Source organism: Kribbella catacumbae DSM 19601, assembly GCF_000372465.1.
GTDB lineage: Bacteria > Actinomycetota > Actinomycetes > Propionibacteriales > Kribbellaceae > Kribbella > Kribbella catacumbae.
Map to the genome: position 1 here is coordinate 1 of NZ_AQUZ01000024.1, position 22,256 is coordinate 22,256.

Sequence of the window (22,256 nt, forward strand, 5' to 3'; positions counted from 1 at the left end):
ACCGAGGCGTCACCAAGAACGACCAGTGGCTCCACACCCGGATGGCCGGGCTGAACCTGCGCCGCCTGCTCAACCTCGGCCTCACCCGCCACGGCGAAAGCTGGAACCTAGCCTGACCAGCACCCCCCGGGACCTGTCCACAGCCCCCAAGCGCCGCTCACACGCCCCATCACCGCATCCGCGCGAAGAACAACCACGCTACCGACCCCAGCGAACCGACCCACCACCGCACACACAGGCCCCTCCCGCGCTTCCCGCCCCCAAACCTCCCTTGTTCAGCAGGCTCCTAGGCGCTAGTGGCCAGGCGTACGGCGTGCGGCGTGGCTGGTCGGCGTGTTCGAGGACTCGGATTCGGGGGACCTTTAGTTCGCGGCGGGCGTCGAGACCGGCGGAACGGCTCCGACCCAGTGCTTTCCTCAGCTGGGAACTGACGTCTTGAAGACCTCTTCGCCGCGCTGCCATGAGCGGAGCCAGTTGACCCGTGCCGCCTCGCCGGCGGCGGCCGGGTCTCTCGCAGTCAGCGCCTCCAACAGACCACGATGCTCTTCGTGGGCTTCCTCCTGGATACGGACATGTCCCCAGATATGACGTTCGATCCGCCGGAGCTGCTCGTCGATCGACTCGAGGAGCTCGATGAGTACCGGATTCCCGGCCCGGCGGTAGTAAACCAGGTGGAACTCCTCGTCGAGCGCGCTCAGCCGTTCGGGTGAAGAGGTCTGGCTCAGCGAGTCGAGCAGGCTCCGCATCAACTGCAGATCGGCCTCGGTCATCTGCGGGGCCGCGAGCTCGGCGGCCAGCGCATCGAGGCTGGCGCCGACCTGGAACAGATGAGGTGCGCGGTCGAGCGGGAGTCCGGCGACTCGGGTCATCCTGCTCGCGCTCGCCTCCACCAGACCCTCCTGGCCCAGCCGGATCAGCGCCTCCCGCACAGGTGTACGGCTGACGCCCAGCAGTTCGGCGATCTCGACGTCGCGCACCACCTCGTCGGGTTCCAGTACCCCGTTGAGGATCCAGCGGCGCACCTCTTCGTACGCGTACTGCTGGGCGCTGGTGTGGCGGTGGCTGGGCTTCACTCGAGGCAGAGGCACGCCTGAAATATATCGGAAACCTCGCTGCCGTGCGATCTCCGCGCCGCATATGCCACAGGGAATCAACCTCTTGTCAGCAGGCAAGCAACCGATATACTGCGGATCCCACCTCGGGACGGAGAAGGAAGGCGAGACGGTGAAACCTCGGACAACGCTCACCGCACTGGCGCTGGTTGGCCTGCTGACCGCTGGATGTGGCGGAAGCTCGGGCGCAAGCTCCCAAAATAAGGGCAATTCGGGCTCGGTGCTGCGTGTCGGCACCACCTTTACGTGCAACTCGATCAACCCGTTCGCGTCCACCGGGACGACCTGCGCGATGATCTTCCGGTACAACTACCCGTTCCTCGTCCAGTACACCGGTTCAGGTGCCTTCGAGGGTGATCTGGCGACGAAATGGACCACCAGCGGCGACAAGCTGAACTGGACGTTCGACCTGCGCCCGGGCGCCAAGTGGTCCGACGGCAAGCCGCTCACCGCCGCCGATGTGGCGTTCACCATCAACACGATCGTGAAGTTCCGCGAGGGCGCGACCGCCTCCGAGGCGTCCTCGGTGAAGAACGTGAAGAGCGCGACGGCACCAACAGCGAACCAGGTGGTCGTCACCTACCAGAAGCCAACCGCCAACGTCCTGGGCCGGCTGCTGAAGATGCCGGTGCTTCCGGCACACGTCTGGGAGAAGTACGCGACCGGTGACGGGATGCAGCTCAAGCAGACACCGAACCCCGCCCCGCTTGTCGCCGGTGGACCGTATCGGCTCGGTAAGTACACCAAGGACCAGATCGCGCTGATGGAGGCGAACCCCAACTGGTACGGCGAGAAGCCGAAGCTGAGCGGGTTCGGCCTGCAGTTCTTCACCAGCCCCGACGCGATGGTGAACGCGCTGAAGAACAACCAGATCGACTATGCCGCACCGCTGCCGATCACCGCGGCCAAGCCGGTCGAACAAGCCGGCTTCACGGTCTCGCGGCAGCCGGGATTCCGGTTCCACGACCTGATCATCAACCAGAGCCCGCACCAGAAGGCCCATCCTGAGCTGCGGAACGCAGGAGTCCGCGAGGCGTTCGAGCTCGCGGTGGACCGGAAGAAGATCATCGATGTCGCCTATCTCGGGTACGCCACGCCCGGCAGCTCGATCGTGCCGCCCGTCACCGGCGACTGGTACAACCCGGCCGTGAAGCCGATCACCTTCGATCCCGCCAAGGCGGCCAAGCTCCTCGACGAGGCCGGATATCGCCCTGGCCCGGACGGGATCCGGGTCGCCGGCGGGAAGCCGATGTCGTACGAGGTGATCATCCCCGATGTCGAGGGCGGCGAGGGCGAGCGCGCGTTGCAGATCGTCACCGAGGACTTCAAGAAGATCGGAGTGCAGCTCAAACCAAAGCCGGCCGACAACGCCACCGCCTTCGACCAGCTGACCGGTCCGGGCAAGAAGTACGAGCAGTTCACCTTGTCCCAATGGGGCTGGATCGCCCAGCGCGACCCGGACTTCCTGCTCAACGGGATGACGTGTGCGCAGTGGGGCAGCTGGAACGACACGGGCTACTGCGACGAGGAGTACGACAAGCTGTACGACCAGCAGGCCGCCGCGGTCGACGACAAGGCGCGGCAGGCGATCGTCTGGCAGATGCAGAAGATGATCTACGACGCCCGGCCGTACATCGTCACCCACTACGACGACGTGGTCGAAGGGCACTCCACGCGGTGGACCGGTTTCGGTCAGTCCCCGCTCGGCATCCTCGACTCGCAGTCCCGCCAGGGGCTGCTGTCGGCGACAACGACAGGGTCCTGAGGTCCGGATGTCACGCACCGGCCATCTGATCAGGCGCCTGCTGGCGACCATGGTGACCATCTACGTCGTGGTGACGCTGAACTTCCTGCTCTTCCGGGTGCTGCCCGGCGACGCGGTGTCGAACCTGTCCCGTGTCCCGGGCGGCTCGCCGGAACTGAGCGCGGCGCTGCGCCGGCAGTTCGGTCTCGACCAGCCGCTGTGGGAGCAGTATTGGATCTACCTAGGCCGGCTGCTGCACGGCGACCTGGGCGTCTCGTTCACTACTCAGGAGCCGGTCGGCGACCGCCTCATGGTTGCCTTTGGCAACACATTGCCGCTGGTCGCCGCCGGACTCGTCCTGGCCTTGCTGCTCGGCCTGGTCACGGGCACACTCGCGGCCTGGTTCCGGGGTGGCTGGGTCGACCGGCTGAGCACGAGCACGGCGATCGCGTTCTACTCGGTGCCGACGCACTTCCTCGGGTTGCTGCTCATCCTGCTGCTCGGGAACCAGCTGCCCACGCAGGGCATGCACGACGAGTTCCTGATCGACCCGACCTGGGCCGCCCGGACAGCTGACCTGGTCAGGCACATGGTGCTCCCGGTCGTCACGATCGCGCTGATCGTGTTCGGCCAGTACACCCTCGTGGTGCGCTCGTCCATGCTCGAGACACTCGGTGACGACCACGTCCTGACCGCGCGGGCGCTCGGCGCCGGTCCGGTGCGGACGTTGACGAAACACGTGCTGCCGAACGCGATGCTGCCCATCACCACCCTGGTCGCGCTCTCGTTGGGTGGGCTGATCGGCGGTTCGATCCTGGTCGAGACCGTCTTCTCCTGGCCGGGTGCCGGCCGGGCCATGTACGAGTCGGTGGTGCAACGGGACTACCCGATGCTGCAGGGGGTGTTCCTCGTGCTGACGATCTCGGTGGTCACCTTGAACCTGCTCGCCGACCTGCTGTCCGTGCGGCTCGACCCGAGGGTGGCGCAATGACCAGCATCCGCTCGAACCCGCGCGCCGCGGCCGGCCTCGGCGTGCTGGGGTTGCTCGTACTCATCGCGCTCAGCGCCGGGTGGCTGGCGCCGTACGATCCAGCGGCGCAGGTCGGGCAGGTGTTCGGCCGGCCCAGCGGCTCGCACCTGCTTGGCCTGGACGACGGCGGCCACGACGTCTTGAGCCTTCTGCTCTACGGCACTCGGCCGACGCTGTTCATCGGGGCCGCGGCGGCCGTCGTCGCCGTCCTCGTCGGTGGCTGCATCGGCGTGGTCGCCGGCTACTTCGGCGGTTGGATCGACGGGTTGCTGATGCGGATCACCGACTACGCCATCGTGATCCCGGCGCTGCCGCTGGGCATCGTCATGGCAGCCGTCTGGGGAACCAGCATCGGCCAGCTGGTGCTGGTCATTTCGCTACTGCTGTGGACGTCGACGGCCCGGGTCGTCCGCGCCGAGACCGCCTCGCTCAAGAACCGCCCGTACATCCGCCGCATCCGCGGGCTCGGCGCTAGCCACCTCCGGATCATCGGTCGCCACCTGGTGCCGCAGCTCGCTCCCCTGCTGAGCGCGATGGCGGCACTCACTATCGCGCTCGCGATCTTCACCGAGACCGCTCTGACCTTCCTCGGCCTGGGCGATCCGTCCACTGTCACCTGGGGGACCATGATCCGCTTCGCCTTCCAGCGCACGGCGATGTCGCAGGGCGCCTGGTGGGCTTTCGCGCCACCAGGGATCGCCGTCTCGCTGGTCGTGATGTGCTGCTACTGGGTGTCCCAGTCGCTCGAGGACACCCTCAACCCACGGCTCCGGGTCGCCCACCTGGCTCGCCGGTACTTCGAGGTGCGTGGCTCATGAGTCTGCTCAGTGTGCGTGATCTCGAGGTCGGGTTCGACGCGCCCGCCGGCGAGGTCCGGGCGGTGCGTTCGGTCAGCTTCGACCTGGCGCCGGGCGAACGGGTCGCTCTGGTCGGAGAGTCGGGCTGCGGCAAGACCACGACCATGCTCGCCATGATGGGCCTGCTGCCGGCCGGCGCGGTCGTGTCGGGCCAGGTCCTCCTGGACGGCAGGGACATCTTGGCCGGTGGCGAATCGTCGATGCGCCCGCATCGCTGGACGGACATCGCGATGGTCTTCCAGGGCGCGATGAACGCGCTCAACCCGGTCCGTCGGGTGGGCGCCCAGATCGTCGAGGCGGTGCGGATCCACGGTGGCAGCCGCCGGGACGGCCGGAGTCGTACCCGGGAACTGCTGGAACTCGTCGGCCTGCCTGCAGACTTCGCCGCGCGGTATCCGCACGAACTGTCCGGCGGCCAGCGGCAGCGAGCAGTCATCGCACTGGCCCTGGCCTGCGAGCCGCGAGTCCTGCTGGCCGACGAGCCGACCACGGCCCTCGATGTCATCGTGCAGGACCAGATCGTCACGCTGCTCAGGGAGCTGAGCGACACGCTCGGCCTTGCCGTGGTGATGGTGACGCACGATCTGGCCCTGGTGCCGCACCTGTGCGAACGGGCGGCAGTGATGTACGCCGGCTCGATCGTGGAGACTGCAGCATGTGCGGACATCGTGCAGCGCCCGGCCCATCCGTACACCCGCCGCCTGGTGGACGCCACTCCCGACCTGGCCGGTCTGCGGCCGTTGTCGTCGATTCCCGGCGTGCCACCCAGGCTGGACCAGGTCCTGTCTGGTTGCCCTTTCCAGCCACGCTGCACCGACGCCGTCGAGAGTTGCGAGACCACAGCTCCTCCGCTGCTGGATCTCGGCGCGGGCCGATCGTGTGCCTGCCATCTGACCGAGGTGGTCGCATGAGCCTGACAGTCGACAACGTCGTCGTCCGATACCGGGCACGACGCCCCTTCGCCGACGTACTCCTGCGACGACCCGGTTCTGCGCGTCCTGCGGTCGACGGGGTGCGGCTCACGCTGAACAAGGGAGAGGTGGTCGCGCTGGTCGGCGAGTCCGGGTCCGGGAAGAGCACGCTGGCCCGGTGCCTTGCCGGTATGCAGGAGCTGACCAGTGGCCGGGTAACGGCGGACGATATCGACCTGACCACCTTGCGGGGCGGCGAGCTGAAGACCTTCCGCCAACGGGTCCAGATGATCTTCCAGGACCCGTACGAGTCGCTCAGCCCCCGGCAGCGTGTCAAGGACATCGTGGCCGAGGGACTCGCGATCCACGGGGTACCGAAGGCGGCCCGCGAAGCCCGGGTGAACGCTGCCCTGGTCGCCGTCGGGCTCACACCGGTGGAGTCTTTCCTCGACCGTCGACCGTTCGAGCTGTCCGGCGGGCAGCGCCAGCGGGTGGCGATCGCCGGCAGCCTCGTACTGGAACCGGACTACCTGATCGCTGACGAACCAGTCTCGATGCTGGACGTTTCCATCCGCGCCGGCGTTCTCAAACTCCTTCACGAGCTCCGTGAGAGCAGGGAGCTCGGCGTTCTGCTGATTACCCACGACCTCGCTACAGCGGTGCATGTCGCGGACCACATCGCGGTGATGCAGGCAGGTCGGATCGTCGAGCAGGGCCCAGCCGCACAGGTGACTGGTGACCCCGCCCACGAGTACACCCGGGCGCTGCTTGCCGCCACGCCTGACCTCGATCGCGCCATCTCGGCATGAAGGAGCGGACCTCGATGCGAGTCGCCCTGTCCCAGCTGTCCTCCGGCCCCGATCGCGGGGTGAACCTCGACCGGATCGAGGCGATCATCACGCGGGCGTCTGAGGGCAGCGCTGAGCTGGTCCTCCTGCCGGAAGCATGCGCCTATCGGGGCGAGCCGGCGCCGGAGTTGGTGGAGGAACGGTCCGGACCGACCCTCACTCGCCTGAGTGCAGCGGCCGCGAGACACGGTCTGGCGGTGCTGGTCGGAGGGCTCTGGCTGGCCACCGACGATCCAGCTCGACCGCACAACGCGTCGGTCTTCATCGATCCGTCCGGCCGGATCGTCGCGGAGTACCACAAGGTGCACCTGTTCCGGCTCGAGACCACGGACGTCAGCGAGGACGAGGGTACCTACACGACACCTGGCGACCAGTTGGTGATGGTGACCTATCGGGGAATCTCCTTCGCCCTCTCGATCTGCTACGACCTGCGCTTTCCCGAGCTGTATCGAGCTCTGGCGCGGGCCGGCGCCGACGTGCTGTGCGTGCCGTCCAACTTCTCTGCCGTCACGGGTGCGGTCCACTGGGAGCCGCTGCTGCGTGCGCGGGCGATCGAGAACCTCTGCTACGTCCTGGCTCCGGCGCAGGAAGGCATGAGTGACGACGGGTTCGCGACCCATGGGCGATCACTGGCGGTCGATCCGTGGGGCCGAGTGCTCGCCGACCTCGACGACGGTACGGACCTGGTCATGGTCGACCTGGATCCGGCCGTGCTCGCCCGGTCGCGCGCCGCATTGAACGCCCCCGGCGAGGTGGTTCCGGCCGTCTACGACCGGGAGGTACTACGGGTGGTGGCTGGTGGCTGAGGCCGGTACTGCGGTCCGCGTACCGAGAGTTCTCCATGAGTTCGCCTTCGGGGCCAGGGTGGCGCCAGTCCTGGAGGTGGACAGCGGCGCCACGCTGGTGTTCGAAACCCTCGACTGTTTCTCCAACCGGGTCGAGTCTCCTGATCAGCGCTTCGCACACGAGAGCGAACTGCTGGAGCTGATCGGCGCGTTCAACCCGGTGGCGGGGCCGATCGCGATCCGTGGCGCGGTACCCGGCGATGCCTTGGCCGTCACGATCCAGGAGATCCAGCTCGGCCCGGTCGCGCCGTACGCGGTGACGCTGATCCACGCGGACGCCGGGCTCGGTGCGCCGTACGGCGACACGCGGATCTGCCCGATCGCCGGTGAAACGGTGTGGTTCCCCACGTCGCGTGGCGACCTGCCGCTCCCGGTGCGCGCGATGGTCGGCTCGCTCGGGGTCGCCCCGGCCGGGGACGGATTCCCCTCGTTGCTGTCGCATCCACGCTGCGGTGGCAACATGGACTGCCAGGCGTTACGGGTCGGCAGCACGCTCGTCCTGCCTGTCGAGGTCGACGGCGGTCTGCTCTCGTTGGGTGATGTCCATGCCCTGATGGGCGACGCCGAGATCACTGGTACCGCGCTGGAGACCAACGCAGACGTCACCGTGACGGTCGAGCTGCTGCCGGGCGCGGGCCGGCGGATGGCCGGTCCCTACCTCGACGAACCCGATCGCATCGGCACCGTAGGCTGCGCACATGGCGTCGAGATCGGGGACAACCTCCGGGCCGCGATGGGCGAACTCCGCCGGCGGCTCATTGACGACTGCGGCTACTTTCCCGCCGAGGCTCACCACCTGCTCGGGGCGGTTGCGGAGGTCACCGTGAACCAGTGTGTCCACGGTGGCTGGTCCTCCGTCCACACCGCGATCCCGCGCTACGCACTGCCGCACATGCTGGAGCCTTCCTGATGCTGTCCTGCTATGACATCGGCTGCACGCCACTGCGCGCGTCGCAGTACGACCAGAGGTTCTCGTACTGCCTGTACGTGCCGGAGGACTACGAGCAGCAGCCGGATCAGGTCTACTCGCTCGCCGTCGTGGTTCACGGGACCGAGCGAGACGTCCAGCTCTATCGCGACGCGTTCAGTGGCTTCGCCGAGGACAACGACTGCATCATCCTCGCACCGCTGTTCCCCGCCGGAATCCCGTCGCCCGGCGATCTGGACGGGTACAAGTACATCGAGGACGGCGACCTGCGGTACGACGAGTTGCTGCTGGCGATGGTCGACGAGGTGGCGGCGGTCTACCGCGTCGAGACGGGCAGGTTCCTCCTGTTCGGTTTCTCGGGCGGCGGTCATTTCGCCCACCGCTTCCTCTATCTCCATCCCGATAGGTTGCTCGCGGCATCGATCGGTGCGCCTGGAGCGGTCACGCTGCTCGATGACGGACTGCCTTGGCCCGCCGGGATCGCGGACACGGATGAAGTCTTCGGACGGAAGGTCGACCCGGCGGCGCTGCGGGCGATCCCCGTGCAGTTGGTGATTGGAGCGGACGACACCTGCACCGACGCGATCGCCGCCGATTCCGCGCATCCCGCCTGGATCCAGGGCGTCAACGATGCAGGCGTTCCCCGGACCCAGCGGATCGACGCACTCCGGGTCTGCCTCGAAGATCACGGCGTCACCGTCACCCACGACATCGTCCCGGCCGCCCGCCACCATGCCCCAGCCGTGTTCCCCGACGTCCAGGCCTTCTTCACGGCCGTCCTCCATCGCGCCCGTCAGCTGGGTGGCTGAGAGGGCTTGCCGGGTTGGGGCCGCCGTACCAACTCAGGCGGCCAGGGCGTGGAGGTCCTGGAGGGTCATGATCTCGGAGCCGTGGTGGATGAGTTCGCGGTTGAGGCGGAGGATCACGTGGCCGAAAGGTTCGGCGGCGTCGAGCTCCGTGGCCTGGCTGCGGCCGACGGTCATCGCCTCCTCCTCGTCGAGCTCGGCGATCGAGTCGCGCCATGCGTCCACCCAGTGCGCCAGCCACGCGACCGCGTCCTGGGCGTTGCCGTGCAGCGTGATGTCGGCCCGTCCTTGCCGGCTCGCCCCGAAGGTCCACTCCCAGCGCTCGAAGAACGTCTCGGTCAGATGCGCGATCAGCCACGCGATCGTCCGTGGCCCGCGGTGATCGGGCTCGTCCGGCCACTGCGCCACCCACTCACCTGAGCCGAGCGATCTGAAGCGCCCCGCGTACTGCCGCCGGACGACGGTCAGTGCCTCGCTGCTCGGTCGCCAGAAGTACTCCTCGTCCGTCAGCGCCGCCAGGCGCCCCGACAACACCATCCAGCTGAAGCCGAGCTGGCCGCGCACCATCGCCATCGCAGATGGCCGCTGCAAGATCTCCCAGTCGAACGGCTCCGGCATCACAGATCCTCACACTTCCCGATTTGGTCCAGCTCTCGAACGTATGTTCGAATTGTTCATCGAGGAAGCGAGGAAAGTCAACCGGGTCAGCGTGTTGGTCGTGGTGTCGACGGAACGGGTCTGCTAGGCGGCTCGATCTGGGTGTCGGCCGCCGGGCTGGCGAAGCGGCGTTCGAGAAGGGTGAAGGCATCGATCAGTTCAGGGGCTTCATAGACGCGGTTGCGCCGGCCATCGGTGAGTTCGCGGAGGACGGCAGCCTCGGTCAGGCGGGTGAGGGCCTGGTTGGCGGCCTGCTGTGACCTGCCGATGAGCTCGGCGGCCGCCGCGAGCGTGAGTACCGGCGCCGCCGGCAGTGTCTCGATCAGGAGGTCGACTGCCGATCCGGCGCGCACCGGCGCGGCCCGCTCGCGCCAGGCGAGCTTGAGGTCTGCCGCGGTGCGTTCGAACCGGGCAGCCTCGGCCGTCGCGTGGCTGCACGCCGTCGCGAACATGAGCAGCCATTCGTTCGCCGCAGCACGTGCGCGAGCACTCGTCGCCTTGCCGACATGCCGGAAGGCGGTGAGCGCCTCGACGTACTGCGTCGCGTGGGTGGCAAGGGACAGCGACACCGGCGGGACGCTTCGCTCGACGATGCCTTCGGCCCGCAGTACCAGGTGAATCAGTGCGCGCCCGGTGCGGCCGTTGCCATCGGCAAATGGATGGATCGTCTCGAACTGCGCGTGCGCGATCCCGGCCTTCGCCAGCACCGGCAGTCGTGACTCCCGCACGAAGGCCATCAGATCTTCGAGCAACTCGGGAACAACCTGCGCCGGCGGCGGCACGTAGTACGCCTCGGCGGGGGAGCGCCCACCGATCCAGTTCTGCAGATACCGCACCTCGCCCCCGAACTCCGGATTCGGCGAGTGCGCCATCAATCGCCGATGCGCCTCCAGCAGATGCTCGACCTCAAGCTTCTCCCCGGCCTGTACCGACTCGGTCACCCAGACCATCGCATCAACCGCCCCGAGCACCTCCTCGGCGGTCACGTCATGATGCCGAGCGCTATCCCGCAACGCCTCAGCTTTCAGCAACCGCCGAGCCCCCACCACCAGCCCCTCGATCTGCGACGACCCCACAGCCTCAGCCCGCAACAACAACCGAGCCAACGCCTCGCTATTAGTCAGTACGGCAGCAGTCGCATCCAGCCGCGCCAGATCCCCAGCCGCATCCTCCAACGCAGCGAGCACCTCATCACTGAGATCAAAATCGCGCCCAGCAAGCGGGTCCGGGAAGTACAGCTCATAAGACCCACCCAGCCGCTCAGCCCGGGTGAACCCGTCAGGGTGCCCCGGCCACCGATGCAACTCAACCCGCGCCATCTTCTTATTCAAGCTTATCCAACAATCTTGAACAAGAGGTCGCTTAGATCTTTGGTTCCCCGGTCCTCTTCGGCGGACATGCAGGCTTGCCAGGCTGGACCCCGGCGGGGCTACGTTGGCGATAGTGGTCCAGGCCGGAATTGAGGGCTTGTCAGATGAAGGTTGTGTTCGGGTTATACGCCGTGAAGCAGTTGGTCGCAGAGGTTGACGAGTTGCAGGCGGAGAGGGCGAGCGCGGTCGGCGAAGGTGCGCTGAGCGGCGGCGTACTGTGCCTTGCCGGCCGGTGTCTCGATTGGGACCGGTTCGTAGCCCAGCAAAGCGAGGTCGTACGGCGAGGCGCGCATGTCGAGCGTGCGGATGTCGCGGGCCAGTTCGAAGCAGTCCAGGAGCAACGAACTAGGTGCGAAGGGCATCAGTTTCGTCGCCCACTTGTAGAGGTCCATGTTGGCGTGCAGACAACCGCCCTGTTCCAGCAGGGGCTGGGATTCGCGGGTCGGTTGCAAGACGTTCAGCGGACGGGCCGCACCGGTGAAGAAGCGGAAGGCGTCGAAGTGGGAGCAGGCGACCTTGTGGGACTCGACCACCCGGTCGGTCGCCTCCGCGCCGAGCCGTAGCGGCCAGGCGTCGTGGCGGAGCTCAGGAGTCTGGTAGACCATCGCCCATTCATGCAGACCGAAGCAGCCGAATTGAGGTTGCCTACCAGCGGTTGCCGATAGCAACTGAGCGATCCAGGTGATCGAGTCCGAGCGCCGCGAGACCTCGGCCGGGTCCAGCCGCGCCGCGTCTTCGGAGTACAGGTAGCCGCGTTTTCCCCCGTACTGCGTTGCGCCGCGCAGACTGATGCCGGGTCCCGGGTGCCAGACGCGGAGCTGTTTCGGGCGGGTCGGGTAGTAGGTGAAGAGGAAGTCCTCGACCGGATGCTTCTCCCCACGCCGGCGCCGCTCCAGGTGACCCGCGAGCAGTTCGTCCACCCGTACTACGTGGGCCGCCCGCAACGGCTCCCACTCGTCGGGCTCGAGGCAGACGCTCACAGGTCCAGGGAGAAGGCGAACAGGTCGACACCGGGGCGGGGAGACCAGTCGCGTTCGGGAAGACGGGTGAAGCCCAGCCGCTCGTACAGGCGGTGGGCTGTGGCCATGTAGCTGGCGCTGGACAGGACCACTCGGTGGAAGCCCAGTTCACGGCTGCGGTCGATGCAGTGCTGGGACAGCGCAGTACCGGTGCCGAGGCCGCGGGCCTTGGCGGAGACGGCGAGCATGCGGAACTCGCCTTCGCCGTCGCCGCCGAGCTCACCGTAGACCGAGCCGGGCATACAGAAAGTGACTGTGCCGAGCAGTTCCGTGCCGTCGGCGGCGACCCACAGTTCCGCCTTGGCAGCGCGGTCTGCTGCATTGCCAAGGGTCAGTCCGTAGTCGGAGCCCTCGGGGATGAAGTCGTCCGCGGCGTAGGCCTCGACGGTCAGCTCGCCCACCTCGTCGTACTCCGTGGGCAGCGCCAGCCGGATGTCAGTCGTCACCATGTAACTGTCTCACCCCGGCACGGCGGTAGGCTCGGGGCCGTTCATCCAACACTCCCCTGAAGGCCTGACGTGCGCATCGCCAGATTCTCCGTCGACGACGAACCGAAGTACGGCGTCGTCGAGACCGATGACCCCGAGGGGCTCGTCGGTACCGTCGCAGTGCTCGACTCGGACCCGCTCTACCGGCCCGTCCAGTTCACCGGCGAGCAGCTGCAACTGGCTGACGTCCGGTTGCTGGCCCCGGTGATCCCACGCAGCAAGGTGGTCTGCGTCGGGCGCAACTACCGCGCGCACGCCGAGGAGCTGGGCAACGAGGTGCCGACGGAGCCGATGATCTTCTTCAAGCCGAACACCTCGGTGATCGGCCCGCGGGACGGCATCGTCTACCCCGAGCAGACCAACAACCTGCACTTCGAGGGTGAGCTGGCGATCGTGATCGGCCGGATCTGCCGCGATCTGCCCAAGGAACGCGTCAACGAGGTGATCTTCGGCTACACGGTCGCCAACGACGTGACCGCGCGGGACCTGCAGAAGAGCGACGGCCAGTGGGCCCGGGCGAAGGGGTACGACACGTTCTGCCCGCTCGGCCCGTGGATCACCACCGAGCTGGACGTGTCCGACGTCCGCGTGACGACAACCCTGAACGGCGAGCCGAAGCAGGACGGCCGGACCTCGCAGTTCATCTTCGACATTCCCGAGGTGCTGGCCTACATCACCTCGTTCACCACGTTGCTTCCCGGCGACGTGGTGCTCACCGGCACCCCCGCGGGTGTCGGCCCGATGCTGCCCGGCGACGAGGTCGCGATCAGCATCGAAGGACTCGGAACTCTGACGAACAAGGTGATCGTGCGTGACTGACAAGCCCGCCCCGACCGACGACGACGTTCTCGGTGGCTTGGCGCCGAGCCAGGTGCGAGTGCGCTTCCCACCGTCGCCGACCGGTCTGCTGACCGTCGGCAACATCCGCAGCGCGCTGTTCAACTGGGCCTTCGCCCGTCACTACGGCGGCAAGCTGGTACTCCGGATCGAGGACACCGACAGGTCCCGCAACACCCCGGAGGCCTTGCAGTACACGCTGGACTCGCTGCGCTGGCTCGGCCTGAACTGGGACGAGGGCCCTGAGGTCGGCGGCGAGTACGGCCCGTACCTGCAGTCCGAGCGGATGGACACCTACGCCGACGTCGTGGCGAAGCTGCTTGCCGCGGGCAAGGCGTACCACTGCTACTGCTCGCAGGAGGAGCTGGACCAGCGTCGCGAGGCAGCTCGCTCTGCCGGCCAGCACAGCGGCTACGACGGCCACTGCCGCAGCTTGTCGCCCGAGCAGGTGCAGGCCTACCTCGACGAAGGGCGTCGCCCGGTGGTCCGGTTGCGCATGCCGGACCGGCCGATCACCTTCGACGACCTCGTCCGTGGCGAGATCACCTTCCTGCCGGAGAACCTGGGCGACTACGTCCTGGTCCGGGCGAACGGCTACCCGCTCTACCCGCTGGTGAACCCGGTGGACGACGCGTTGATGGAGATTACCCACGTACTGCGTGGCGAGGACCTGCTGCCCTCGACGCCCCGGCAGATCGCGCTCTATGAGGCGCTGGCCGAGATCGGGATCGGCTCCGGCCGGACGCCGCGGTTCGGGCATCTGCCGTTCGTGATGGGTGAGGGCAACAAGAAGCTGTCCAAGCGCGACCCGGGCGCGGGCCTGGGTGAGTACATGGAGCGCGGCTTCCTCCCCGAGGGCCTGCTGAACTATCTCGCCCTGCTCGGCTGGTCGATCGCAGACGACCGCGACGTCTTCACCATGGACGAGATGATCAAGGCGTTCGACATCCGCAAGGTGAACGCGAACGCGGCCCGCTTCGACCCGAAGAAGTGCGAGGCGATCAACGCCTCCCACATGCGCCTGCTGGACCCCGCGGAGTACACGCGCCGTGTGGTGCCGTTCCTCGCCAAGGCCGGCGTACTGCCGGCCGAGCCGTCGGCGGAGCAGTTGGAGTTGCTCAGCGCCGCGGTACCGCTGGTGCAGGAGCGGATGAACACGCTGTCGGAGTCGGTCGAGATGCTCAGCTTCCTGTTCGTGCCGGACGAGGCCTTCTCGATCGACCCGGACTCCGCCGCCAAGGTGCTGACCGGTGACGCCGGCGCAGTACTGGAGGCGACGACCAAGGCGCTGACCGAGGTCGGCGAGTGGAAGACCGAGACGATCGAGCAGGCGCTGCGCGCGTCGCTGATCGAGGGACTCGGGCTGAAGCCGAAGAACGCATTCGGTCCGGTCCGGGTGGCCATCTCCGGTCGCCGGATCTCGCCGCCGCTGTTCGAGTCGCTGGAACTGATCGGGCGGGAGCGTTCGCTGCACCGCATCGAGCAGGCCCGCGCGGCACTTCCGGCAGACTGATGCCGTACGCCGGTACGCCGGGTCCCGGGGTGGCAGTCGACCCCCGGGACGCCGGCCCGCAGCCGTACCACCGGCTGCTGCGCAACGACATCACCCCGCGCGGCTACGTGTTCCTCGGGGCGCTCACCGTCCTGGTCGGATGGTTCGTCGCCAGCCTGGTGATCCTGACGATCCAGCAGTCGATCCGCACGGACCCCAAGGGCACGGTGTCGTGGTTCGGGCTGCTGGCGACGAACCTCTCGCTGATCGTGCTGATCCCGTTGACGATGGTGGTCGCGGCGAAGCTGAACCGGCAGACGCCGGGGTTGCTGTCGTCGGTGATCGGCACGCTGCGCTGGCGACCGCTCGCGGTGTTCGGGGCAGCCGCAGTACTGCTCGAGCTGGTGATGCTGGGGGTCATCCAGCTCGGCGGCGTCGACGTACTGGGTGACGGGCCTGATGGTGTGGCCTCGGATGCGGCCGCTGTGATCGCGGTGACGTTGCTGACCTCGACGTTCCAGGCGGCGGGGGAGGAGTACTTCTTCCGCGGCTATCTGTTGCAGGCGGTCGGGGCGTTGGTGCGCAGCTCGCTGATCGCAGTACTGGTGACGACGGTGCTGTTCACGATGGCGCACGGGATCTGGCCGTGGGAGAGCCCGGCGTTGTTCCTGGACCGGTTCGCGTTCGGGTTGGTGGCGGGGCTGCTCGTCATCCGGACCGGCGGGCTGGAGGCGTCGATCGCGGCGCATGCGGCCAACAACGTGATCACGTTTGTCTATGCGGCTCTGACCGACACCGTGGGCGACAGCCTCGGGGCGACTGACGCGCCGTGGTCGCTGGTTGCGGTCGACGTGGTGAAGTTCGCCGCCTTCGGAGCGATCGCGTTGCTGCTGGCCCGCAAGCAAGGGCTGGCGACACGGTGCGACCTGCCGTTGGCTTCGCATCCGGCGCTGGGATCCGGACCTGGCAAGAGGCTGGTGTGACGCGAGTGACAAGGGCGTACGGGGACCTCGTTTTGGTGTCTGGCGCCATGCTCGGGTAGGCTCAGCGGGCCAGGTTGTGAGGGAGGAAACGAACTCACAATCGCAGTGAAATGCCTTGGGGTATGGGGTAATTGGCAGCCCGTCTGATTCTGGTTCAGTTAGTCTAGGTTCGAGTCCTAGTACCCCAGCGAGCGATTGGACCGCACCGGTGAAAATCGGTAGAGTTCAACCTCGTTGCCCGGCCCGCAAGGACCGAGCAACAACCCTCTGGCCCCGTTGTGTAGCGGCCTAGCACGCCGCCCTCTCAAGGCGGTAGCGCGGGTTCGAATCCCGTCGGGGCTACCAGAGAAAGCGCCTCTCACCTTCTAGGTGAGGGGCGCTTGTTGTTGCGCCCCCATTCCACTTCGTGCATGCCCACCCACCCACACGGCAGTTGCGCGACTTTGGGCACCGGCCAGTCGCCTGGGTGGCGTCGGCGTGACTGATGGGTGCTCAAGGTGCCGCGCCTTGCGGTGGTGCGCGCGACTTTGGGCATGGGCCAGTCGCTTGGGTGGCGTTGGCGCGGCTGGCGGGTGCTCAAGGTGCAATGCGTCGAGGTGGTGCGCGCTGTGGTGCCACGCGCCGCGGCGCTGCTGTGTGCGCGCGACCTTGGGCACGGGGTAGTCGCTTGGGTGCGGTGGGGGTGGCTGGTGGGTGCTCAGGGTGGCGTATGTCGTGGTGGTGTGCGCGACCTTGGGCACCGGCCAGTCGCCTGGGTGGCGTTGGGGTGGCTGGCGGGTGCTCAAGGTCGCGTGGTGGAGGCGACACAGAACAGCCCGCCGCGGGGAGCGACGGGCTGTTCGTAGTACCGGGGGAGTGCTACTCGGAAGCTCGGCGGAGGGCTTCTGAGAGGCGTTCGGCGGCGGCCATGACGGCGGGGGCGTGCATGCGGCCGGGCTGGCGGGAGAGGCGCTCGATCGGGCCGGAGACGGAGACCGCGGCGATCACCTTGCCGGAAGGGGAGCGGACCGGGGCCGACACGGACGCGACGCCTTGCTCGCGTTCGCCGACGGAGTGCGCCCAGCCGCGACGCCGTACGCCGGCCAGGGCCGCGGCGTTGAAGGTGGCGTTGTGGAGGCCGCGGTGCATCCGCTCCGGGTCCTCCCAGGCAAGCAGTATTTGGGCTGCCGACCCGGCCGCCATGGTCAGCTGACTGCCCACGGGAACGGTGTCGCGCAGACCGGACGGGCGCTCGGCGGCCGCGACGCAGACGCGGTACTCACCCTGGCGCCGGAACAGCTGGGCCGACTCACCCGTGATGTCGCGCAGGCGCGCCAGTACCGGGCCGGCCGTCGCGAGCAGCCGGTCCTCGCCGGCCGCGGAGGCCAACTCGCTCAGTCGCGGCCCGAGCACGAAGCGTCCCTGCATGTCGCGCCCGACCAGCCGGTGGTGCTCGAGCGCGACGGCGAGCCGGTGAGCCGTCGGCCGGGCCAGCCCTGTCGCCGCCACGAGTCCGGCCAGGGTCGCCGGTCCGGACTCGAGTGCGGACAGAACGAGAGCTGCTTTGTCGAGAACGCCGACTCCGCTAGAGTTGTCCATGAGACGATATTGCCGTCTCGAATCGTGGAACGCAAGTCGCTTGAGCAGCCTCTTACGGAGCACTGTGAGCGATAGAACAGCTCGCCACAACCCCTGACTGGGGTGGTGGGGCCGGGAAATGTATCAAGAAGGAGAAGTGTGATGTCTAGGACGTTGTCGGAAAAGGTCTGGGATGCGCATGTGGTGCGCCATGCCGACGGTGAGCCCGACCTCCTCTACATCGATCTTCACCTGGTGCACGAGGTGACCAGCCCGCAGGCCTTCGACGGTCTCCGGCTGGCCGGCCGGAAGGTCCGCCGCCCGGATCTGACGATCGCCACCGAGGACCACAACGTCCCGACTCTCGACGTCGACAAGCCGATCGCCGACCTGACCTCGCGGACGCAGGTGGAGACCCTGCGCAAGAACGCCGCGGAGTTCGGCGTCCGGATCCACACCCTCGGCGACCCCGACCAGGGCGTCGTGCACGTGATCGGCCCGCAGCTCGGCCTGACCCAGCCCGGGATGACGGTGGTCTGTGGTGACAGCCACACATCTACTCATGGCGCGTTCGGCGCGATCGCCTTCGGCATCGGGACCAGCGAGGTCGAGCACGTGCTCGCCACCCAGACGCTGATGCAGGCGCGGCCAAAGACGATGGCGGTCACCGTCGACGGCGTACTGCCCGACGGCGTCTCGGCCAAGGACCTGGTGCTCTCGCTGATCGCGCAAGTCGGCACCGGCGGCGGGCAGGGTTACATCGTCGAGTACCGCGGTGAGGCGATCCGCGCGCTGTCGATGGAAGCCCGGATGACGATCTGCAACATGTCGATCGAGTGGGGCGCCAAGGCCGGCATGATCGCGCCGGACGAGACGACGTTCGCGTACCTGAAGGACAAGCCGCACGCGCCGCAGGGCGTCGACTGGGAAGCCGCGGTCGAGTACTGGAAGAGCCTGGCCACCGACGACGACGCCACCTTCGACCGCGAGGTCGTACTGCGCGCCGAGGACGTCGCCCCGTTCGTCACCTGGGGGACCAACCCGGGCCAGGGCGTCCCGCTGTCTGCGAACGTGCCGTCGCCGGACGACTTCGACAACCCGAACGACAAGATCGCCGCCGAGCGCGCACTGGAGTACATGGGCCTCACCGCCGGTACGCCGCTGCGTGAGGTGAAGGTGGACACGGTCTTCCTCGGGTCCTGCACCAACGGCCGGATCGAGGACCTGCGCGCCGCGGCCGGAGTACTGGCCGGGCGGAAGGTTGCCGAGGGCACCCGGATGCTCGTCGTACCGGGATCGGGCCGGGTCCTGCTGCAGGCCGAGTCCGAAGGTTTGGACCAGATCTTCAAGGATGCCGGGGCTGAGTGGCGTGGCGCGGGATGCTCGATGTGCCTGGGCATGAACCCGGACCAGCTGGCTCCGGGCGAGCGCAGCGCCTCCACGTCGAACCGCAACTTCGAAGGCCGGCAGGGCAAGGGTGGGCGCACGCATCTGGTGTCGCCGCTCGTCGCCGCCGCGACCGCAGTCACCGGCACTCTGGCCGCGCCGGCGGATCTAGAGCCGCTGGATGTCGTCGTACCCGAGAACGTCTGAGGACAAAGGAATCATGGACGCCTTCACCCAGCACATCGGCACCGCGGCTCCGCTGCGCCGCAGCAACGTCGACACCGACCAGATCATCCCGGCGGTCTACCTCAAGCGGGTCACCCGGACCGGCTTCGAGGACGGCCTGTTCGCTGCCTGGCGCAACGATCCCGCCTTCGTCCTGAACCAGCCCGAGTACGAGGGCGTCTCGGTGCTCGTCGCCGGGCCGGACTTCGGTACCGGCTCGTCGCGTGAGCACGCCGTCTGGGCGCTGATGGACTACGGCTTCCGGGTCGTCGTGTCGTCGCGGTTCGGCGACATCTTCCGGGGCAACTCGGGCAAGGCCGGACTGCTGGCCGCGCTCGTCGAGCAGGACGTCGTCGAGAAGTTGTGGGCCACGATCGAGAACGACCCGGGTACCAAGGTCACGGTCGACCTGGAGCACAAGACGCTGTCGGCCGGCGACATCTCGGCGCCGTTCGAGATCGACGACTACACCCGCTACCGGCTGCTGAACGGCCTCGACGACGTCGGCATCACCTTGTCCCACGAGGCCGACATCACCGCGTACGAGGCGACCCGGCCGGCCTTCAAGCCGGCCACCCTGCCGGCCAAGGCGTAACGCATCGCACAGTTATCCCGATAACAGCGGTGTTATCCTTGCGAAGTTGTCAGTACAAGGCCACGAGATCCTGGAGGTGGGGCGCCATGAGCAGCGAACCCTCCAGACCTACGGATCTCGCTCGGCCTTGAGGCGCTGAACTCCTTCTAGGTCAGGTCATCCTGGCGTGCGCTCGCGCGCCGGGGTGACCTGCGGCGCGGGGCCGGGCGATTAGTCGCCCGTTGATCCCACACCTCGCACCTGGAGGACTTGTCATGTCCGACCTTCGCCTGCGCACGCTCCGTGCGTTCAGCCGCACCCCATCCCTGCGCGCCGCCGCCCGCCGGTACGCCGGTACGCTCGCCGAGCCCATTCCCGCCGAGCAGCAGCCGGCCCTCCCCATCGGCCCCAAGCCCAAGGGGCACAGCGTCGTCGACAGCGCGATCTACTGCGACGGCGCGCGGGTCGCGTCGCCCGAGTCGCTGGCCGACACCTATCAGGTGCTGCACGAGTCGCCGAAAAGCCTTGCCTGGATCGGCCTGTACCGGCCGGACCGGCGCGAACTGAACTCGCTGGCGCAGGAGTTCGACCTGCACGAGCTGGCGATCGAGGACGCCATCCAGGCCCATCAGCGGCCGAAGCTCGAGCGCTACGGCGACACGTTGTTCGTAGTACTGAAGGCTGCTCGCTACCGGGACGCGACCGAGGAGGTCGAGTTCGGCGAGGTGCACCTGTTCGTCGGCCCGGACTTCGTGGTGACGGTCCGGCATGCCGAGGCGCCGAACCTGGCCGCGGTACGGCGCCGGGTGGAACGCGATCCCGAGTTGCTGCGGCGCGGTACCGAGGCTGTTCTCTACGCGATCATGGACAAGGTCGTCGACGGCTACGCGCCCGTCGTCGCGGGTCTGGAGAACGACATCGACGAGATCGAGACCGAGGTGTTCCGGGGCGACCCGAAGGTGTCGCGGCGCATCTACGAGTTGTCCCGTGAGGTGATCGAGTTCCAGCGCGCGACCCGGCCGCTGGTCGGCATGCTCGACTCGTTGCGGGCCGGCTTCGACAAGTACGGCGTCGACGAGGAACTGCAGCGATCGCTGCGCGACGTCGCCGACCACGTGACCCAGGTGGTCGAGCGGGTGGACGCTTTCCGCGAACTGCTGCGCGACATCCTGACGGTGAACGCGACGCTGGTCGCCCAGCAGCAGAACGAGGAGATGAAGAGCCTCACGGTCGCCAGCAACCATCAGAACGAAGAGGTGAAGCGGATCTCCGCGTGGGCGGCGATCCTGTTCGCGCCGACGCTGATCGGCACCGTGTACGGGATGAACTTCGACTCGATGCCGGAGCTGCACTGGCAGTTCGGGTATCCGTTCGCGGTCGGGTTGATGGCCGCGGTGTGTGTTGGTCTGCACCAGATCTTCAAGCGCCGCAGCTGGCTTTAGTCCCCTAGCCGCTGGACGGATTACGCTGCAACTCCGGATGTCTCGAGGAGGTTGTTGGCTATGTGGCTGTTCCTGCGGCGGCGACTCATCATGTGGGCCGTGCTGGCGATCGCGGTGCCTTTGCTGGAGTGGTTGCTGGGCAAGGTGAGTGAGCAACTGAAGCTGCGCAAGGGCGAGAGTGCGGTGACCAAAGGGCTCGACACGGCCCAGTCCGGCGTCCGCACCTTGCGCGGAAAGCGGCGTTGAAGCAACTGATCGACGGCGTGGCCTAGGTCACCGTTGGTCGCCGGTTCGTTGCTCTGAAGGGAATCTGGAGACCCTCCGGACCCGATTCGGGACGAAATTTGCCCCAAATCGCCTGAAACAAGGCCGAATTGCCGCGTTGGTGTTTGTGAACACGCCGAAGAGTCCATAACGTTCACGGGAGATCGAGCGCTGTGCTCGACGCAGGAGTTCACGGAGGGAAGACAGTGAACAAGAGCCAGTTGGTCGAAGCGCTCGCAGTGCACTTCGACGGAAATCGCCGTTCGGCCCAGCACGCCCTGGAGTCGGTGATCGACACCGTCCAGCGCGAGCTGACCAAGAAGGGCGGCAAGGTCGCCATCACCGGGTTCGGTGCCTTCGAGGCCATCGAGCGCGGTGCCCGGATGGTCCGAAACCCGCGGACCGGCGAGACCAAGCGTGCGAAGAAGACCGTGGTTCCGAAGTTCCGCGCGGGTGCGGAGCTGAAGGCCGTTGTCTCCGGTGCCAAGAAGCTGCCGAAGCTGGTTGCTCCGAAGCCGGCCGCCGCCACCAAGGCAGCTGCTCCGGCCAAGAAGGCCCCGGCCAAGGCCGCCGCCACCAAGACCGCCGCCAAGAAGGCGCCGGCCAAGGCTGCGGCCAAGAAGACGGTCGCCAAGAAGGCCCCGGCCAAGAAGGCCCCGGCCAAGGCCGTTGCCAAGAAGACCGTTGCCAAGAAGGCTCCGGCCAAGACCGTTGCCAAGAAGGCGCCGGCCAAGAAGGCCCCCGCCAAGAAGGCTCCGGCGAAGCGCGCTGCCGCCCGCTGACCTGTCAGCATCGCAGTAACGCACTACCGCACCATCAGCGAAGGCCGGTCACCCCACACCAGGGGCGACCGGCCTTCGCCGTGTTCGCTGGGGTGCCTT

22 protein-coding genes and 2 tRNA genes are annotated in these 22,256 nt (G+C 67.5%); 18 read left to right on the forward strand and 6 right to left on the reverse strand.

The window, feature by feature from the left end; genetic code table 11:
• Positions 1-416 precede the first annotated feature (416 nt).
• Positions 417-1,088 carry a GntR family transcriptional regulator gene (locus A3ES_RS54215; protein WP_169501796.1) on the reverse strand — a complete coding sequence of 224 codons (672 nt, stop codon included), beginning with the start codon at positions 1,086-1,088 and terminating at the stop codon, positions 417-419.
• Positions 1,089-1,224: 136 nt separating this feature from the next.
• Between A3ES_RS54215 and A3ES_RS0123610 the strand changes: the two genes are divergently transcribed.
• From A3ES_RS0123610 to A3ES_RS0123645, 8 genes are read left to right on the forward strand one after another with little or no spacing between them, the layout of a single operon-like run.
• Positions 1,225-2,877 carry an ABC transporter substrate-binding protein gene (locus tag A3ES_RS0123610; RefSeq protein WP_169501797.1) on the forward strand — a complete coding sequence of 551 codons (1,653 nt, stop codon included), beginning with the start codon at positions 1,225-1,227 and terminating at the stop codon, positions 2,875-2,877.
• Positions 2,878-2,884: 7 nt separating this feature from the next.
• The gene (locus A3ES_RS0123615; RefSeq protein WP_020389316.1) at positions 2,885-3,847 is read left to right on the forward strand and encodes an ABC transporter permease; all 963 of its coding nucleotides are present in this window, start codon (positions 2,885-2,887) and stop codon (positions 3,845-3,847) included.
• The gene (locus A3ES_RS48165; RefSeq protein ID WP_020389317.1) at positions 3,844-4,704 is read left to right on the forward strand and encodes an ABC transporter permease; all 861 of its coding nucleotides are present in this window, start codon (positions 3,844-3,846) and stop codon (positions 4,702-4,704) included. Before A3ES_RS0123615 ends, A3ES_RS48165 begins: the two co-directional genes overlap by 4 nt.
• A complete protein-coding gene (locus A3ES_RS48170) occupies positions 4,701-5,654 on the forward strand; it encodes an ABC transporter ATP-binding protein (RefSeq protein ID WP_020389318.1) in 954 nt (317 codons plus the stop codon). The genes A3ES_RS48165 and A3ES_RS48170 overlap by 4 nt, the downstream gene beginning before the upstream one ends.
• Positions 5,651-6,463 (forward strand): ABC transporter ATP-binding protein, encoded by an 813-nt coding sequence (locus A3ES_RS48175; RefSeq protein ID WP_020389319.1) that lies wholly within the window; start codon positions 5,651-5,653, stop codon positions 6,461-6,463. Before A3ES_RS48170 ends, A3ES_RS48175 begins: the two co-directional genes overlap by 4 nt.
• A 14-nt stretch (positions 6,464-6,477) precedes the next feature.
• Positions 6,478-7,308, forward strand: coding sequence for a nitrilase-related carbon-nitrogen hydrolase (locus A3ES_RS48180; RefSeq protein WP_040455356.1), 831 nt, complete (start codon positions 6,478-6,480; stop codon positions 7,306-7,308).
• Positions 7,301-8,257 (forward strand): acetamidase/formamidase family protein, encoded by a 957-nt coding sequence (locus A3ES_RS48185; RefSeq protein ID WP_020389321.1) that lies wholly within the window; start codon positions 7,301-7,303, stop codon positions 8,255-8,257. The genes A3ES_RS48180 and A3ES_RS48185 overlap by 8 nt, the downstream gene beginning before the upstream one ends.
• Positions 8,257-9,084 carry a hypothetical protein gene (locus A3ES_RS0123645; protein ID WP_020389322.1) on the forward strand — a complete coding sequence of 276 codons (828 nt, stop codon included), beginning with the start codon at positions 8,257-8,259 and terminating at the stop codon, positions 9,082-9,084. The genes A3ES_RS48185 and A3ES_RS0123645 overlap by 1 nt, the downstream gene beginning before the upstream one ends.
• 33 nt (positions 9,085-9,117) lie before the next feature.
• Here A3ES_RS0123645 and A3ES_RS0123650 read toward each other — a convergent pair whose 3' ends face one another.
• The 4 genes from A3ES_RS0123650 to A3ES_RS0123665 form a co-directional block, all read right to left on the reverse strand.
• The gene (locus A3ES_RS0123650; protein ID WP_020389323.1) at positions 9,118-9,699 is read right to left on the reverse strand and encodes a DinB family protein; all 582 of its coding nucleotides are present in this window, start codon (positions 9,697-9,699) and stop codon (positions 9,118-9,120) included.
• 86 nt (positions 9,700-9,785) lie between these two features.
• Complete coding sequence (locus A3ES_RS0123655; protein ID WP_040455345.1) at positions 9,786-11,057, reverse strand: Fic family protein; 1,272 nt, start codon at positions 11,055-11,057, stop codon at positions 9,786-9,788.
• 173 nt (positions 11,058-11,230) lie between these two features.
• Positions 11,231-12,088, reverse strand: a complete 858-nt coding sequence (locus tag A3ES_RS0123660; protein ID WP_020389325.1) for a hypothetical protein — start codon at positions 12,086-12,088, stop codon at positions 11,231-11,233.
• On the reverse strand, positions 12,085-12,576 hold the full coding sequence (locus A3ES_RS0123665) for a GNAT family N-acetyltransferase (protein WP_020389326.1): 492 nt from the start codon (positions 12,574-12,576) through the stop codon (positions 12,085-12,087). The genes A3ES_RS0123660 and A3ES_RS0123665 overlap by 4 nt, the downstream gene beginning before the upstream one ends.
• A 69-nt stretch (positions 12,577-12,645) precedes the next feature.
• On the opposite strand from A3ES_RS0123665, the gene A3ES_RS0123670 reads away from it, so the two are divergent.
• The 5 genes from A3ES_RS0123670 to A3ES_RS0123690 all read left to right on the forward strand — a co-directional run bounded on the left by A3ES_RS0123670 (position 12,646) and on the right by A3ES_RS0123690 (position 16,272).
• Positions 12,646-13,434 (forward strand): fumarylacetoacetate hydrolase family protein, encoded by a 789-nt coding sequence (locus tag A3ES_RS0123670; RefSeq protein ID WP_020389327.1) that lies wholly within the window; start codon positions 12,646-12,648, stop codon positions 13,432-13,434.
• Complete coding sequence (gene gltX, locus A3ES_RS0123675) at positions 13,427-14,965, forward strand: glutamate--tRNA ligase (protein WP_020389328.1); 1,539 nt, start codon at positions 13,427-13,429, stop codon at positions 14,963-14,965. The genes A3ES_RS0123670 and gltX overlap by 8 nt, the downstream gene beginning before the upstream one ends.
• 29 nt (positions 14,966-14,994) lie before the next feature.
• On the forward strand, positions 14,995-15,927 hold the full coding sequence (locus A3ES_RS0123680) for a CPBP family intramembrane glutamic endopeptidase (protein ID WP_237745036.1): 933 nt from the start codon (positions 14,995-14,997) through the stop codon (positions 15,925-15,927).
• A 116-nt stretch (positions 15,928-16,043) separates the two neighbouring features.
• A tRNA-Gln gene (locus A3ES_RS0123685) sits at positions 16,044-16,115 on the forward strand.
• A gap of 81 nt (positions 16,116-16,196) precedes the next feature.
• A tRNA-Glu gene (locus A3ES_RS0123690) sits at positions 16,197-16,272 on the forward strand.
• 513 nt (positions 16,273-16,785) lie between these two features.
• On the opposite strand, the gene A3ES_RS0123695 is transcribed toward A3ES_RS0123690, so the two are convergent.
• A complete protein-coding gene (locus tag A3ES_RS0123695; protein ID WP_012922430.1) occupies positions 16,786-17,505 on the reverse strand; it encodes an IclR family transcriptional regulator in 720 nt (239 codons plus the stop codon).
• 141 nt (positions 17,506-17,646) lie between these two features.
• Between A3ES_RS0123695 and leuC the strand changes: the two genes are divergently transcribed.
• The 5 genes from leuC to A3ES_RS0123720 all read left to right on the forward strand — a co-directional run bounded on the left by leuC (position 17,647) and on the right by A3ES_RS0123720 (position 22,157).
• Entirely contained in the window at positions 17,647-19,077 is a 1,431-nt protein-coding gene (leuC, locus tag A3ES_RS0123700) for a 3-isopropylmalate dehydratase large subunit (protein ID WP_026163138.1), read from the forward strand.
• A 13-nt stretch (positions 19,078-19,090) separates the two neighbouring features.
• Positions 19,091-19,690, forward strand: coding sequence for a 3-isopropylmalate dehydratase small subunit (leuD, locus tag A3ES_RS0123705; protein WP_020389331.1), 600 nt, complete (start codon positions 19,091-19,093; stop codon positions 19,688-19,690).
• Positions 19,691-19,944: 254 nt separating this feature from the next.
• Positions 19,945-21,111 carry a magnesium/cobalt transporter CorA gene (gene corA, locus A3ES_RS0123710; RefSeq protein WP_020389332.1) on the forward strand — a complete coding sequence of 389 codons (1,167 nt, stop codon included), beginning with the start codon at positions 19,945-19,947 and terminating at the stop codon, positions 21,109-21,111.
• A gap of 60 nt (positions 21,112-21,171) precedes the next feature.
• Positions 21,172-21,357, forward strand: a complete 186-nt coding sequence (locus tag A3ES_RS0123715; protein ID WP_020389333.1) for a hypothetical protein — start codon at positions 21,172-21,174, stop codon at positions 21,355-21,357.
• 224 nt (positions 21,358-21,581) lie between these two features.
• Positions 21,582-22,157, forward strand: a complete 576-nt coding sequence (locus A3ES_RS0123720; RefSeq protein WP_020389334.1) for an HU family DNA-binding protein — start codon at positions 21,582-21,584, stop codon at positions 22,155-22,157.
• Positions 22,158-22,256: the final 99 nt, after the last annotated feature.

What these genes read in the sequence shown, in the direction of transcription:
- A3ES_RS0123615 (WP_020389316.1), top strand. Translation starts at nt 2,885, where the DNA reads ATGTCACGCACCGGCCATCTGATCAGGCGCCTGCTGGCGACCATGGTG.
- A3ES_RS48165 (WP_020389317.1), top strand. Translation starts at nt 3,844, where the DNA reads ATGACCAGCATCCGCTCGAACCCGCGCGCCGCGGCCGGCCTCGGCGTG.
- A3ES_RS48170 (WP_020389318.1), top strand. Translation starts at nt 4,701, where the DNA reads ATGAGTCTGCTCAGTGTGCGTGATCTCGAGGTCGGGTTCGACGCGCCC.
- A3ES_RS48175 (WP_020389319.1), top strand. Translation starts at nt 5,651, where the DNA reads ATGAGCCTGACAGTCGACAACGTCGTCGTCCGATACCGGGCACGACGC.
- A3ES_RS48180 (WP_040455356.1), top strand. Translation starts at nt 6,478, where the DNA reads ATGCGAGTCGCCCTGTCCCAGCTGTCCTCCGGCCCCGATCGCGGGGTG.
- A3ES_RS0123645 (WP_020389322.1), top strand. Translation starts at nt 8,257, where the DNA reads ATGCTGTCCTGCTATGACATCGGCTGCACGCCACTGCGCGCGTCGCAG.
- A3ES_RS0123650 (WP_020389323.1), bottom strand. Translation starts at nt 9,699, where the DNA reads ATGCCGGAGCCGTTCGACTGGGAGATCTTGCAGCGGCCATCTGCGATG.
- A3ES_RS0123655 (WP_040455345.1), bottom strand. Translation starts at nt 11,057, where the DNA reads ATGGCGCGGGTTGAGTTGCATCGGTGGCCGGGGCACCCTGACGGGTTC.
- A3ES_RS0123665 (WP_020389326.1), bottom strand. Translation starts at nt 12,576, where the DNA reads ATGGTGACGACTGACATCCGGCTGGCGCTGCCCACGGAGTACGACGAG.
- A3ES_RS0123695 (WP_012922430.1), bottom strand. Translation starts at nt 17,505, where the DNA reads ATGGACAACTCTAGCGGAGTCGGCGTTCTCGACAAAGCAGCTCTCGTT.
- leuC (WP_026163138.1), top strand. Translation starts at nt 17,647, where the DNA reads ATGTCTAGGACGTTGTCGGAAAAGGTCTGGGATGCGCATGTGGTGCGC.
- leuD (WP_020389331.1), top strand. Translation starts at nt 19,091, where the DNA reads ATGGACGCCTTCACCCAGCACATCGGCACCGCGGCTCCGCTGCGCCGC.
- corA (WP_020389332.1), top strand. Translation starts at nt 19,945, where the DNA reads ATGTCCGACCTTCGCCTGCGCACGCTCCGTGCGTTCAGCCGCACCCCA.
- A3ES_RS0123715 (WP_020389333.1), top strand. Translation starts at nt 21,172, where the DNA reads ATGTGGCTGTTCCTGCGGCGGCGACTCATCATGTGGGCCGTGCTGGCG.